This window comes from Massilia niabensis, from assembly GCF_042655085.1.
Taxonomy (GTDB): Bacteria; Pseudomonadota; Gammaproteobacteria; order Burkholderiales; family Burkholderiaceae_D; genus Telluria; species Telluria niabensis.
The window spans coordinates 261,842-276,110 of sequence record NZ_JBHSMU010000016.1; the positions used below are offsets into that span (position 1 = coordinate 261,842).

Here is a 14,269-nt window from a genome sequence, read left to right on the forward strand (position 1 = left end):
TGAGGCGGGCTGAATGCCCGCCCCACGCGAAGCGGCATCGTTGTCCACCGTGCTGCCAGCTCATCAATACCACTTCGCACCGCTGACCATACCAATCAGATACCTGTTGACAAGCCGGGACCGCCTCCCTATAGTGCCCTGACCTCCCTCCGGCACCTATTTCACATGATCGAATACCTTATCGGCGTCGATGGCGGCGGCACCGGCACCCGTGTGCGTTTGGCCCGCCCCAGCGGCGAAGAGCTCGCGCAAGCGACTGCCGGCCCCTCCGGCCTCTCCCACGGCATCGGCAATGCCTGGACCACCATCCTCGGTGCCATCGGCGAAGCCTGCGCCATTGCCGACATCGGCTCCCCTCCCCTGTCCTCGATGGCGATCGGCCTGGGCCTCGCCGGCGTCCACAATAAAGACTGGGCGGCGCAGTTCGTGGCCAGCGATCCCGGTTTCGCGGCCCTGGTGCTCGATACCGACGGCTTTACGACGCTGATGGGCGCGCACGGCGGCAAGCCGGGTGCCATTGTCGCCATCGGCACCGGCAGCGTCGGCGAAGCGATGCTGGACGACGGCACCAAGGTCGAAGTCGGCGGCTGGGGCTTCCCGGCCGGCGACGAGGCGAGCGGCGCCTGGATGGGCCTGCGCGCGTTGAACCACATCGAGCAGGTGCTCGACGGCCGCGTCGAAGGCGGCGCGTTTGCACGCGAAGTGATCGCGGAGTGCGGCGGCAACCGCGACGCCGTGCAGATCTGGCTCGGGCGCGCCAACCAGACGGCCTACGCCGGCCTGGCGCGTTTCGTGGTCATGCACGGCGAGACCGACCCGACTGCCCGCGCCATCCTCGAGCACGCCGGCCGGGAAACCGCCGCCATCGCCGACGCGCTTGACCGCGGCCACACGCTGCCGCTCGCCCTGTGCGGCGGCCTTGGCGAAGCGTTGATGGCCTGGCTGCCCCACGAGACCCGCGCGCGCTGCCTGGCGCCGCAAGGCGACTCCGCGCGCGGCGCCCTGCTCATGATCGAACGACACCTGGAAAGAAGCGCCCGATGAAAGGCAACATCCTCACACCCGGCGGCTGGGTCCACGGTAACCTGCGCTTCAGCGCCACCGTCGAGGCCATCGAAGGCAGCCCGGTCGACCCGGACGGGAACGGCGACGACTACATCCTGCCCGGCTTCATCGACGTGCACGTGCACGGCGGTGCCGGCCGCGACATGATGGAAGGCGGCGACGCGCCGCACGTGATCGCCGCCCTGCACGCGAAGCACGGCACCACCAGCCTGCTGGCGACCACCATGACCGCGCCGCCGGAAGACATCGAGCGCGCGCTCGACGCCATTGGGGCGGCCGTTGAGACGCGCGGCAAACGCGAGGCGCGCATCCTCGGCGTGCACCTGGAAGGCCCGTACATCAACTCGGCCAAGCTGGGCGCCCAGCCGCCGTTCGCGAAGGAAGCGACGCTGGCCGAAGTGGAAGCCTACGGCCGCCGCGCGCCCATGCGCGTGATCACGGTGGCGCCCGAGATCCACGGCCACCTGGAACTGGTGCGCGCGCTCACCGACCTGGGGGTCCGCGTCCAGATTGGCCACACCAGCGGCTCGTACGAGGACGGCGTCGCCGCGCTGGAGCACGGCGCGGCCGGCTTCACCCACCTGTTCAATGCGATGCCGGGCCTGCACCACCGCGAGCCGGGCATGGTCGGCGCGGCGCTGGCCCATGCGCAGTACGCCGAGATCATCCCCGACCTGCTGCACGTGCATCCGGGCGCGATCAAGGTCGCGCTGCGTTCGATCCCGCACCTGTTCTGCGTGACCGACTCCACCGCCGCCGCCGGCATGCCGGATGGCGAGTACATGCTGGGGCGTCAGGTCGTCCATAAATGCATGGGCGGCGTGCGCCTGGCCGACGGCACCCTGGCCGGCTCGACGCTGACCATGGACGGCGCGCTGCGCAACCTGGTCAAGATCGGCCTGCCGCTGGCGGAAGCCTCGCGCCGCGTCTCGACGAATGCCGCCGACTACCTCGGCGAGACCCGGCGCGGACGCCTCGCTCCCGGCTGCCATGCCGACATCGTGGTCCTGGACCGCGACCTGAATATCAAAGCTGTCTATATCGAAGGGGAAGTGCTGTGACGGTCAATGAAACCTCGAATTTGACTTCCCTTATGCTGCAGGAAGCCCTGTCCGCCGGCGACTGCGTCGCCCTGCAACTGAGCCAGGACGTGGAACGCTACGCCGAACTCGGGCGCACGCTGAGGTCGACCAACTTCCACAGCGCCGTCACCGTGGCGCGCGGCAGCTCGGACCACGCGTCGAACTATGTCGCCTACCTGATCATGTCGCGCATGGGGCGCCTCGTCACCTCGCTGCCGATGTCGCTCATCACGCTGTACAAGTCGCCGCTGGTCACGCGCGACACGCTGGCGATCTCGATCTCGCAATCGGGCCAGAGCCCGGACGTGGTCGAGCCGATCCGCTACTTCGGCGATGGCGGCGCCACCACCGTGGCGCTGGTGAACGACGCCGAGTCGCCGCTGGCGCAAGCCGCCCACTGGGCCATGCCGCTGCACGCGGGCAAAGAGCAGAGCGTGGCCGCGACCAAGAGTTTCATCACGAGCCTGGTCGCCGGCGCGCGCCTGGTCGCCGAATGGCAGAACGACGACGGGTTGAAAGCGGGCCTGGCCGCCCTGCCCGACGACCTGCGCGCAGCCTCGCAAGTCGACTGGTCCGCGGCAATCGAGGTGCTGGCCCCGGCGCGCAACATCATGGTCGTCGGGCGCGGCATCAGCTTCCCGATCGCGCTGGAGGCGGCGCTAAAGTTCAAGGAGACCTCGGCCCTGCAAGCCGAAGCCTTCTCCGGCGCCGAGATCAAGCACGGCCCGATGGCGTTGATCGAGGATGGCTACCCGCTCCTGATCTTCGCCACCCGCGGCCCGGCCCAGGCCAGCCTGGTGGCGCTCGCCATCGAGATGCGCGGGCGCGGCGCGCGCGTGCTGCTGGCCGCGCCCGAAGACGTCAACGAACGCGACCTGACCCTGCCGGTCGCCGCCACGCCCGATCTCGACCCGATCGTCGCGATCCAGGCCTTCTATGTGATGGCGGCCAAGCTGTCGAAAGCGCGCGGCCTCGACCCGGACCGCCCGCGCCACCTGAGCAAAGTCACCCGGACCAACTAAGAGCTAAAACGATGGACGAACTGAGCATGGATGAATTCCGAAAAATCGCCGGCCAGCTGATCATGGTGCGCCTGTTCGGCACCGAGCTGGACGAAGACACCGCGGCCTTTCTGGCTGAAAACAAGGTACGCGGCGCCTGCCTGTTCCGCCAGAACATGACGGACGCGGCGCAACTGACCCGCCTCACCGGCGCCCTGCGCGCCGTAATGGGCCCCGGCGCGCTGATTGCACTCGACCAGGAAGGCGGCGCCGTGGTGCGCTCGACCTGGGTGCCGGCGCCGCCGTCGGCGATGGCGTTGGGCGCCGCCAACGACCCGACGCTGGCACGCGAAGTCGGCGCGGCGGTGGCGCGCGCGGTGCGTTCGCTGGGCTTCAACTGGAATTTCGCCCCGGTGCTCGACCTGAACAACAACCCGGATAACCCCGTGATCGCAGAGCGTTCCTTCGGCGCCGACCCGGACATCGCCACGCGTATCGCGCTGGCCTGGATGGAAGGCAGCGAAGCCGAAGGCGTGGCCTGCTGCGTCAAGCACTTCCCCGGCCACGGCGACACCCACGTCGACTCGCACCGCACGCTGCCGACCGTCGACAAGCCACTCGAGGAGCTGGAACGCTTCGAATTCGCGCCCTTCCGCATGGCGGCCCAGGGAAGCAATGCTGCACCGGCGATGATGACCGCGCACATCATCTACCCCGCGCTGGACGCCGAAAACCCGGCGACCATGTCGCGCGCGATCCTGACCGGCATCCTGCGCGAGAGCTGGAACTACCAGGGCGTGATCATCACCGACGGCATGGACATGCATGCGATCGCGCACCGCTACGGCGCCGGCCCGGCCGCCGTGCGCGCGCTGGTGGCCGGCGCCGACATGGTGATGGCAATCGGCTCGCGCGAAACGCAGGTCGAGACAATCGACGCGATTGCCGCCGCGATCGCATCTGGCGAGCTGCCGATGGCGGAAGTCGAAGCGCGCCTGGCGCGGCTGGCAAAGCTGGCCGACGCGCATCCGGCCGGCGGCGCACTGCGTCCCGCCGCGGCCATCGTGGAAGGAAGCCCTGCCGTCATGACCGGCGACGCACCCGGCGCCGACGAAGCCCCGATCTACACCACCGACAGCGAAGACCGCGAGCTGATGTCCCGTGCCTGGCGGCGCGCCCTGAGCGCGCGCGGGCCGGTAACGCGTCCGGTCGCGGGCAGCCGCGTGCGCCTGGTGGCGCGCCAGGACGTGGTCAGCGACGGCGTGTCCGAGGCCGGCGTGCCAGCATCGAACATCGCCGCCTCCCTCGCCCAGTTGTACGAGGTGGAGCTGGTGACCTTTGCCGACCCCGACACCTTCGACTGGAGCGCGCTGCCCCAGGACGGGCGCTTCACCATCCTGGCCTCGACCTCGCGCCGCCGCTACGGCGCGCATGCGCGCGACACCTGGCGCCCGGACCTGCACCTGGCCCTGTGGAACCCCTACCAGGCGCTCGATTTTGCCGCACCTGCCCTGATGACCTATGGCTTCGCGGCGCCGGCCCTGGCGGCCGTCAACGCCTGGCTGGCGGGCGAGATCGAGGCCGAGGGCCGTTGCCCGGTTCCGGGTTTCTGACGGTAACGCTATGTAACGGCACGCCGCGCACGGCCTGGCGTGCTGCACAATTGCGGCGCAGTGTCCCGGACATTTATGGGACAATGCGCGTTTACACAAGCTTGGCAAAACTGCCACCATGTTGCGGACGTACCGCTCATGTTGAACCGCTCATCTTTTTAGAAGGATCATTCATGTCCCATTTCCGCCTTGCTCGCCTTTGCCTGCTGCTGGCCGCCGTTGGCCTGAACACCGCGCCTGCCCTGATGACGAGCGCCCATGCGCAGAAGGCCGCTACGCCCGCAGCCGCGCCGGCCAACAACGTCCGCCCGGAGCTGGCCAAGATCTTCGATCCGGCGCAAGTCCAGCAATTTGTCGCCGCCAAGAACGTGGCCGAACTGCAGAACCGCATCACCCAGGCCGAGGCGCTACCGAACAAGACGCCTTACGAGACCTATTACACCACTCGCATGAAGATGGTGCATGCCTCACTGGCCGGCAATGAAGCCGGCGTGCTCGCATCCGCCGAGGAAGTGCTGAAGTCGGGCTTCGAGCCGAAAGAGTCGCAGCCGAAGCTGATGCTGGCCATCGCCGACATCCAGTACAAGACCAAGAACTACGCCGGGGCGATCGAAAATCTCAAGCGGTATGAAGCGGCGGGCGGCGACATGACGACCGCGCGGCCGTTGCTGGTGCGCGCACAGTACCTGAACAAGGACTACGCCAGCGCCAAGACCCAGCTGCTGCAGACCGTCGCCGACGCCGAAAAGGCCGGCAAGGCGCCGACCCAGGAAGACCTCAAGCTCCTGCTGAGCGCTGCGAACGAAACCAAGGATACCGCCGCCTACGAAACCACCGTCCAGAAGTTGGTGGCGCATTATCCAAGCGACGACATGTGGAACGAAGTGATCCGCGTCGGCGTGATCAAGAAGCCGGGCTTCAGCCAGGACAACTACATGCCGGTGCTACGCCTGCAGCACGCAGTCACCAAGACGATGCGCGAGGAAGACTATGTCGACCTGGCCGAAAGCGCGCTGCGCGACGGTTTCCCGACCGAAGCGAAGACCGTGCTGGACGCGGGCTACTCGGCAGGCGTGCTGGGCAAGGGCGGCAACGCCAAGGCCCACGACGCCCTGCGCAGCCGCGCCAACAAGGGCGCCGCCGACGATGCGAAGAACATCGCCGCCGGCGAAGCCTCGGCCACGAAATCGAAGAGCGGCGCCGGCCTGGTCAACCTGGGCTGGGCGTACGTGACGATGGGCCAGCACGACAAGGGCATCGGCTTCATCCAGCAGGGTATCGCCAAGGGCGGCCTGAAGCAGCCTGACGAAGCGAAGATCCGCCTCGCCGCGGCCCAGGCCAAGGCCGGCCGCAAGGACGAAGCGATCAAGACCTTCGAGAGCGTGAAAGCCGGCGGCGGCCTGTCCGACGTGGCACGCGTCTGGGCCATGTCGCTGCGCCAGTCGGGCACTGCCGGCGCATCTGCCGCACCTGCTGCTACCGGGGCCTCGGCCCAGTAAGCCACCCTGCTGCAAACTCGGTTGCTGCAAAAAAGCGGGAGGCGCCATTGGCGCCGCCCGCTTTTTTTATCCTCCGGTCAAATGGCGGTGAAACCGCCATCCACCGCCAGCTCGTGCCCGGTCACGAAGGACGAGGCGCCCGAGCACAGCCACAGCACCGCATCGGCGACCTCGCCGGGTTCGGCGAAACGTCCCATCGGATGCGCGGCGCGCAGTTTCTTGTCGAAGCCCGGTTCGCGGCCAACGGCGCGCGCCAGCATCGGGGTGCGCACGGCGCCGGGACACACGGCATTGACCCGGATGCCATCCTTCGCATAGTCGAGCGCGGCGCTTTTCGTCAGGCCGGCCAGCGCATGCTTGCTGGCCGCGTAGACCGACTGGGCGGGCGCGCCGACCTGGCCGAAGGCCGACGACAGGTTGACGATCGCGCCGCCGCCGTCCTTTCCCATCTGGCGGATCTGGTACTTCATCGACAGCCAGACACCCTTCACGTTGACGTCCATGATCCGGTCGAAGCCTTCTTCGTCGATGTCAGCCAGGCGCAGGCCCTCCTCCTGGACGCCGGCACAATTGACGGCGCAGTCGAGCCGGCCGTAGTGGTGCACCGTCTTGTCGACCAGCGTTTCGACCTCGAGCGCGCGCGTCACGTTCGCCGCCACGAACAGCGCCTTGCCGCCATGCTGGACGATCGTGGCCGCCGTCGCGTGTCCGCCGTCGACCGAGACATCGGCCACGACCACCGACGCCCCGGCGCGTCCGAACGCCAGCGCCACCGCGCGACCGATGCCGCCTGCGGCGCCGGTAACCAGTACCACCTTGCCGGCAAAGGAAGCCGGGTCCTGCCTGGGGTCTCGTTTGAGGTCTTGCTTGATACTGCCCTTCATGATGCTGCTCCCGCGATGATGCCGAATGATTCTCAAAGGCAACATGATAGCGGGATGGCGCGCAATCATCAAATGCGCGCGCGCCCGGGGGCGGCAAATGTTGCGTTACGGCTTCTTTGCCCCGCCTGCGGTCACTGCCGGCGCCACTTTCACGGGCGCCTGTTTCGCCTTGCCCTGGTCGCCCGCCACGACCACCGACAGCCTGGCCGGGTCGATCGCCTTGCGGAAGGCGGCATTCAGCTGCGGCAGCGTCACGGCCATCAGCTTGTCCTCGAACTGGCGCGACCAGGCATAGGTGCGGTCGCGGTACAGGTAGGAAGTCCAGCCGGCGGCCACCGCCCCATCCTCGGCACGGGTCTGCTGGCGCTGCTGCATCAGGCCCGATTTCGCGCCCGCCAGTTCGGCGGCGGTAAAGCCCTCCTTCACCGCGCGCGCCAGCTCTTCGCGCACCGCGGCATCGAGCCGCTGCAGGTTTTGCGGCGCGGCAATGGCGCTGATGCCGAAGCCCCCTGCCCGGTCCAGGTCGCCGGCGTCGAGCTGCGAACCGCCGCCGTAGGACAGGCCGTCTTTCTGGCGGATGCGATCCATCAGGCGCGAGCGCAGGCCGCCCTCGCCAAAAATGTAATTCGCCAGCATCAGTGCCGGGTAGTCGGCGTCGTCGATGTTCAGGTCGAGGTTCAGGCGCGCCAGGTAGAAGCCGTTTTCCTTGTCCGGCGTGTCGAGCGTCTTCTTCAAGGCCGGGATGTCGGCATGGCGGCGCAGCACCGGCGCGAAGTTGGCCGGCGCTTTCCAGGCGCCGAACAATTCCTCGACCAGCGGCGCGATCGTCGCGGCGTCGAAGTCGCCGACGATTGCCATCTCGGCCGGCACCGTGCCATAGAACTCGCGGTGGAAGGCGCGCAGGTCTTCCAGGCGCGCGGCCTGCAGTTCGGCCAGGTCCTCGTCAAAGGTGTTCGCGTGGCGCACGTCGCCCTTCGGGTACAGGTCGAAATGCTGGGACAGCGCGCGCGAGGCCACTGCCTGCGGCTCGGCGCGGCTCGCTTCCAGGGCTACCTGCGACTGGCGCCGCAGCTGCTCGAACTCGGCTTGCGGGAAGCCCGGTTCCTTCAGCACGTGGGCCACCAGGCGCAGGGCCTGCGGCAGGTGCTCGCGCGTGGTCTGGAAGTGGGTCAGGCCGCCGGCGATCTTGAGGCGGTCGAATTCGTCGGCCAGCTGCTCGCGCGTGTAGCGGCTGGTGCCGCGCACCAGCATCGCGGCGGTCAGTTCGGGAACCGCGCCCTTGCCGAACAGGTTCTTCTCGTCGCCCATGTGCTGGCGCAGGTTCACGGTCACCGTTTCGCCGCGGTTCTTCTTCGGCAGCAGCGCCAGCTTCACCCCGCCTGCCCGGGTCAGCTGCGTGCGCTTGAGGATGTTTTCCTGGGTTGGCTCGAAGTCTTCCGCCACCAGGGTCGAGGCGTTCGGCTTGAATTTTTCCAGGATGCTTTCGATGGACGGCGCTGGCGGGATCACGGCGCGCAGCGGGGATTCTTCGGGCACGAACACGCCAGTGACGCGATTGTCGCGCCGGAAGTAGCGCTTCGAGGCGGCGGCCACCTCCTCGGCGGTAATCGTCTTGACGCGCTCGCGGCCGGTGAAGAACAGGCGCCAGTCGCCCAGGGCAATGGTCTCGGACAGCGCCACGCCGACCCGCTGCGGGTCGTTCAGGCTGCGCTCCATCTCGTTCTCGTACATGCGGCGCACGCGTGCCATTTCATCGGGCGTAGGCGGCTTGCTCCCAAAGCCTTCGACCGCTTCCGTCAGCGCCACGCGTACCGGCTCGATCGGTTCGCCCTTCTTGACGATCGCGCCCACGTACTGCAGGCCGGGCGCGTAGCCGGTTTCGCCGAAGGTGAACACCTGGCTGGCCTTGCCGGTTTCGACCAGGCTCTTGTGCAGGCGGCCGGTCGGCACGTCGCCCAGGATGCTCGATGCGAAGGCCATCACGTCGCTGTCGTCGTGCACGCTCGAGGGCACCTTGTAGCCGAGCATGACGATCTGGACGTCGCCCTGGCGCCGCACGGCGAAACTGCGCTCGCCATCCTGGGTCGGCTCGACCGTCCAGAATTCGGGCAGCTTGCGTTTCGGCTTCGGGATCGCGCCGAACAGGCGGTTGATCTTGGCCAGGGTCGGTTCAAGCTGGAACTTGCCCGCCACCAGCAGCACGGCATTGTCGGGCTGGTAGTAGGTGCGGTAGAAGGCCTGCAGGTTCGCCAGCTTCACGTTCTCGATGTCGCTGCGGTTGCCGATGGTCGAGCGGCCATAGCTGTGCCAGTCGTAGGCAACGCTCTGCATGCGCTTGACCAGCACGCTCGAGGGCGAGTTCTCGCCACTCTCGAACTCATTGCGCACGACCGTCATTTCCGAGTCGAGGTCCTTCTGCGCGATGAAGGAGCCGGTCATGCGGTCCGCTTCCATCTGCAGCGCCCAGTCGAGGTTCTCCGGCGTCGCCTGGAACACTTCGTAATAATTGGTGCGGTCGAGCGAGGTGGTGCCGTTGAAATCCATGCCGCGGTCGGCGAACTGGCGCGTGATGTCGGGGTTCTTCTTCGAGCCCTTGAACAGCAGGTGCTCGAGCAGGTGCGCCATACCGGTTTCGCCGTAATTCTCGTGGCGCGAACCGACCAGGTAGGTGACGTTCACGGTAACGGTCGGGCGCGAGCTGTCGGGAAAGAGCAGCACTTTCAAGCCATTGGCCAGGCGGTACTCGGTGATGCCCTCGACCGAGGCGCCCAGGGTGACGCCCTTCGGCAGTGGCGCAGCCAAGGGTGCAGTCACCGCGGTGCCTGCCGCGAGGAAGGCGAACGCGCTGGCCACCAGGTGCGCAGGCAGGCCGCGCGTGAAGCTCGTGAAAATCATGTCATCCCGTCAGATTGTGCGTCGCACGGACGCGCGTGCGCCGCTCTCGCGGCGCGCCAACGGCGATGGTAACAGATGGTTGTTCCGGGAGATGCCGGCCCGCACTATTGCGTGCTCAGTGACGGGCGCGTTTCTCGTGGGCTTGCTGGCTGCCGCTGATGCGCGACAGGTCGCCCATTTCGTCGGCCAGGAATTCGAGCAGGTCGTCGGCGCTGACGATGCCGGTGAGCGAGCCGGCGTGGTTTACCACCGGCACCCGGCGGATGCCGCGCAGGCGCATGTGCTCGATGGTCTGGTAGACGTCGTCGTCCTCGCGGCAGGTGAGCAGGTCGTCCGTCATGATGTCGCCGACCAGCAGGCTGGACGGATCGAGCCCCAGGGCGATGACGGAGACGACGATGTCGCGGTCGGTGACGATACCCACGGGAATGGCGTCGTCGTCGACGCGGTCGACGACGACCAGGTCGCCGACATGGTGCTTACGCATCAGGAACGCGGCGGACTGGACGGTTTCGTCGCGCGTGCAGCTGATCGTGTCGGCGGTGCAGATGTCGCTGATGTTCATGGTGGTCTCCCCTGCTGGTTTGCCGTGGTCGCTTTGGTAGGGTGACCCTACGAAGCCAAGCTAACGCAAGAGGACGTGGGTCGTTTGATCTAGCTCAAACGCCTCAGGACCGCTCAATCCTTCTTGTCGCCCGGCAGCTCGACGAAGCAGGCATTCACCACCTGCAAGTCGTTATCCTTGGCGAAATTAAGGACAAAGTGATAAGCCAGCGGTTCGGCTTTTTGCAGCGCGTTGTTGACGACAACGGCCTTGACGCCGTTCACGACGGTCGGGTGGACGTAGGGGGAAAACTGGAGGTGGGCGTGGCGGCCGCCGCTGCCTTCCGGGCGGAAGCAGGACATGACGCCGCACAGGCGCTCGGCCCAGTCACTCGGGCGGAACTGCTTGCCATTGCTGGTAAGACCCAGGATAAAGAACTCGCCGGCGGCGCTTTCCTTCCCGGTATGCGGTAACTCGGCCATAGTGCTGCTTGCTGATACAAGAATGCTGCGTGGAGGAGAAGAACTATTATATCTTATAGAAGACCTGCGGACGAGGCTTGCTGCCTAGCGAACTCGGGAGGCCGGCGTACGGCCAGCGTCCCGAGTCCGCCATCAGCCCAGCCAGACCATGCTCGAAAGAAGTAGCAACAGGATCATCCATAGTATCAGGGCGCGCCAGACAAGTCCCACCGTGCTTTGCAGTGCGCGCAGGCTTGGTTCCTCGCCGGGCAGGACGTCGTTTTCCGTATCGGTCAGGTCGACCAGGGCGGCGTCGACCGGCAACAGCTGGGCCGCGTTCTCGTTCGGGGTGCCGAGGCGCACGCCCATCGCCCCGCCGCCGGCGGCGAGGATGATACCGCGCGACTCATCCGCCCAGCGATTCGCGAAATTGCGCCAGGCATAGATGGCGTCCTCGAAATTGCCGACCACGGCAAAGGCGATAGCGGTCAGGCGCACCGGGATCCAGTCGATCCAGTAGAAGGCTTTGGCGGCGAACTGGCCGAAGGCTTCGTTGCGCATGTGCTCGGGCTCGTTCCAGGCCCGCGCCAGGTATTCGGACACACGGTACAGCACGGCGCAGGCGGGGCCGGCCGGCATCAGGAACCAGAAAAACACGCCGAAGACGCTGCGGTGCGTCGTAATGAGGGACATTTCGACGGCGATGCGGGCGATCTCGGTGGCGTCCATGCCGACCGTATCGATCCGGGCCCACTCGGCCAGCAGCGTGCGCGCGCTCGCTTCGTCGCCATTGTTGAGTGCCAGCTGGATCGAGGTGAAATAGTGGCTGTAATGGCGGAAGCCGAGCGTCAGGTAGACGATCGCCACGTTCCATGCAAAGGCCAGGAACACGAGGCCGAAGTACTGCAGCACCCAATAGACGAGCGCAACGGGCAGCACCAGCACCGCCATCATCAGGATCCAGCCCATGCGGCCATTCTTCGGCTCGCCCGCGTTGAACCAGCCTTCGATGCGCATTGCCAGGGCCTTGATGCCGCCATAGACCTGGTTATCTGCGCGCAGGGGTTTCAGTTGCTCGATGAGCAGGGCGCACAGAATGGAAAAAAATGTCATGCAAGTCCTTCTTTTGTTATGGCAATACCACGCTGCTCGCTACGATAGCGCAGGTGACCGCCATAATCAAATCGAAGTCTGTCATCACTCTTTCATGCTCTTAAGAAATGGAACAGATTACGCAGCATGCCGGCAGTTGCCCCCCAGATGAAGAAACGCTCGTAGGGCATCGCATACACATTGCGCCGCCCTGCCCCTTCCGGCAAGTCGAAGGACAGGCGCTGGTGGTGCATGCCGTCCATCAGGAAGGCGAGCGGCACCTCGAAGATCTCGGCCACCTCGTTCGGGTCGGCGGTCAATTCAAATGGCGGCTTGACCAGGGCCACGACCGGCGCGACGCGATAGGCGCTGCCGGTGACGTAGTCGGGCAGCACGCCCAGGATCGACACATGGCGCCGGTGCAGCCCGATCTCTTCCTCGGACTCGCGCAGCGCGGTCTCGATCGGTGATGAGTCGAGCTCTTCGGTGCGCCCGCCGGGAAAGCTGATCTGCCCGGCGTGGCTCGTCAGGTGGTCGGTGCGCAGGGTCAACAGCACTGTCACGCCTTCGGGACGCTCGACCAGCGGAATCAGCACGGCGGCGCGGCGCAGCTTCAGGCCTGATGGCACCAGCAATTGCTCGGGCGCCTCGGGGGTCCAGGTGGGCTGTGACTGGGCGAAGCGCGCACGCAGGCGTGCCGGATCGAGGAGATCGGGCGTGACGGCCGCTTCGCCGGCAATACCGTCGACTGGCAGGCGCGAGGGATCGAAAGGGACCTTAACCAATGCACTTCCTTCAACATGATGTGGGGACGAATGAAAAAAGGCATCCCGAAGGATGCCTTTTCCGTACCACAGACGCGATTACTGAGCGGCTGGAGCAGCAGCGACTTTGCGCTGTGGCAGCTTTTCTTTGATACGTGCCGACTTGCCCGAACGCTCGCGCAGGTAGTACAGCTTGGCGCGACGGACGTCACCGCGGCGTTTCACTTCGATCGAAGCGATCAGCGGCGAGTACAGCTGGAACGTACGCTCGACACCTTCGCCCGACGAGATCTTGCGAACGATGAAGTTCGAGTTCAGGCCGCGGTTACGACGCGAAATGACGACGCCTTCGTATGCCTGGGCGCGCTTGCGGGTGCCTTCGACGACGTTGACGTTGACGATCACGGTGTCGCCAGGTGCGAAATCAGGAATCGAACGGCCGAGGCGCGCGATTTCTTCCTGTTCGAGTTGTTGAATCAGATTCATTTTTATGACTCCAAAAACCATCTTGCTGGCGCTGCTGCTGCAAATGCGTGCCCAGTAGAGGATGGGGTTGAACATACGAACGACATGTTCGCATGTCTCGCACCAATTGGTGCATTTTCCGGCTACTCCCCTGGGGGGAGTGTTGCCAAAAATTTTTCGTCGGCTGGTGTCAACCGGCCCGCTGCGCGTGCCTGGCTTAACAGTTCCGGCCGTTTCTTCGCGGTCGCTTCCAGCATCCGCTGGCGGCGCCACTTGATAATCTCGGCGTGGTTGCCGCCCATCAGGACTGGCGGCACCGCGACGCCCTCGTAGACTTCCGGGCGCGTGTAATGCGGCGAATCGAGCAGGCCGTTGACAAAACTGTCTTCGACTGCCGAGGCGTCGTCGCCCAGCACCCCGGGCAATTGCCGCACTACCGCATCCATCAGCGCCATCGCCGGCAGCTCGCCGCCGGACAGGACGAAGTCGCCCAAGGAAATTTCCTCGTCGACGACGCGGTCCAGCAGGCGCTGGTCGACCGCTTCGTAGCGGCCGCACAGGACGACCAGGCCCGGCTCGTCCTTCAGCGCCATGACGCGCTCGTGCGTCATCGGTTTGCCTTGCGGCGACATGAAAACCACGCGCGGCGGCGGCAGGCCGAGTTCGACCTGGCGCGCCTTGGCCGCATTGACCGTCGCCTCCAGGGGGCGGGCCAGCATCACCATCCCGGGGCCGCCGCCATACGGGCGGTCATCCACGGTGCGATGGCGATCCGTTGTGAAATCGCGCGGATTCCATAACGTGAGGCCCCAGCGTTCCTGCTCGAAGGCGCGCCGGGTCACACCCGACTGCGTCAAAGCGGCAAACATCTCGGGAAACAAGCTCACGACGTCAAACTGCATCG

Annotated in this window: 13 protein-coding genes; 5 read left to right on the top strand and 8 right to left on the bottom strand. The window is 66.2% G+C overall.

Annotated features, from left to right (window positions below; genetic code table 11):
- The first annotated feature begins 165 nt into the window (after nt 1–165).
- From ACFPN5_RS22065 to ACFPN5_RS22085, 5 genes are all read left to right on the top strand, one after another.
- Nucleotides 166–1,044, top strand: a complete 879-nt coding sequence (locus ACFPN5_RS22065; RefSeq protein ID WP_379785983.1) for a glucosamine kinase nucleotide-binding domain-containing protein — start codon at nt 166–168, stop codon at nt 1,042–1,044.
- The gene (gene nagA, locus ACFPN5_RS22070) at nt 1,041–2,126 is read left to right on the top strand and encodes an N-acetylglucosamine-6-phosphate deacetylase (RefSeq protein WP_379785984.1); all 1,086 of its coding nucleotides are present in this window, start codon (nt 1,041–1,043) and stop codon (nt 2,124–2,126) included. The genes ACFPN5_RS22065 and nagA overlap by 4 nt, the downstream gene beginning before the upstream one ends.
- Nucleotides 2,127–2,158: 32 nt before the next feature.
- On the top strand, nt 2,159–3,169 hold the full coding sequence (locus ACFPN5_RS22075) for an SIS domain-containing protein (RefSeq protein ID WP_379786102.1): 1,011 nt from the start codon (nt 2,159–2,161) through the stop codon (nt 3,167–3,169).
- Between the two features lie 26 nt (nt 3,170–3,195).
- On the top strand, nt 3,196–4,761 hold the full coding sequence (gene nagZ / locus ACFPN5_RS22080) for a beta-N-acetylhexosaminidase (protein ID WP_379785985.1): 1,566 nt from the start codon (nt 3,196–3,198) through the stop codon (nt 4,759–4,761).
- 173 nt (nt 4,762–4,934) lie between these two features.
- The gene (locus tag ACFPN5_RS22085) at nt 4,935–6,260 is read left to right on the top strand and encodes a tetratricopeptide repeat protein (RefSeq protein WP_379785986.1); all 1,326 of its coding nucleotides are present in this window, start codon (nt 4,935–4,937) and stop codon (nt 6,258–6,260) included.
- 77 nt (nt 6,261–6,337) lie between these two features.
- Here the strand turns inward: ACFPN5_RS22085 and ACFPN5_RS22090 are convergent, their stop codons facing one another.
- From ACFPN5_RS22090 to trmD, 8 genes are all read right to left on the bottom strand, one after another.
- Entirely contained in the window at nt 6,338–7,144 is an 807-nt protein-coding gene (locus ACFPN5_RS22090) for an SDR family oxidoreductase (protein WP_379785987.1), read from the bottom strand.
- 105 nt (nt 7,145–7,249) lie between these two features.
- On the bottom strand, nt 7,250–10,039 hold the full coding sequence (locus ACFPN5_RS22095) for a M16 family metallopeptidase (RefSeq protein ID WP_379785988.1): 2,790 nt from the start codon (nt 10,037–10,039) through the stop codon (nt 7,250–7,252).
- A gap of 115 nt (nt 10,040–10,154) precedes the next feature.
- Nucleotides 10,155–10,604: a CBS domain-containing protein gene (locus tag ACFPN5_RS22100; RefSeq protein ID WP_379785989.1), complete on the bottom strand. Its 450-nt coding sequence runs from the start codon at nt 10,602–10,604 to the stop codon at nt 10,155–10,157.
- Between the two features lie 113 nt (nt 10,605–10,717).
- Entirely contained in the window at nt 10,718–11,065 is a 348-nt protein-coding gene (locus ACFPN5_RS22105) for a DUF3579 domain-containing protein (RefSeq protein WP_379785990.1), read from the bottom strand.
- A 132-nt stretch (nt 11,066–11,197) separates the two neighbouring features.
- A complete protein-coding gene (locus ACFPN5_RS22110) occupies nt 11,198–12,157 on the bottom strand; it encodes a CobD/CbiB family protein (RefSeq protein ID WP_379785991.1) in 960 nt (319 codons plus the stop codon).
- Between the two features lie 92 nt (nt 12,158–12,249).
- Nucleotides 12,250–12,921, bottom strand: coding sequence for a CoA pyrophosphatase (locus ACFPN5_RS22115; RefSeq protein ID WP_379785992.1), 672 nt, complete (start codon nt 12,919–12,921; stop codon nt 12,250–12,252).
- Nucleotides 12,922–12,999: 78 nt separating this feature from the next.
- The gene (gene rplS / locus ACFPN5_RS22120) at nt 13,000–13,386 is read right to left on the bottom strand and encodes a 50S ribosomal protein L19 (protein WP_379785993.1); all 387 of its coding nucleotides are present in this window, start codon (nt 13,384–13,386) and stop codon (nt 13,000–13,002) included.
- A gap of 122 nt (nt 13,387–13,508) precedes the next feature.
- A complete protein-coding gene (gene trmD / locus ACFPN5_RS22125; protein WP_379785994.1) occupies nt 13,509–14,267 on the bottom strand; it encodes a tRNA (guanosine(37)-N1)-methyltransferase TrmD in 759 nt (252 codons plus the stop codon).
- Between the last annotated feature and the right edge of the window lie 2 nt (nt 14,268–14,269).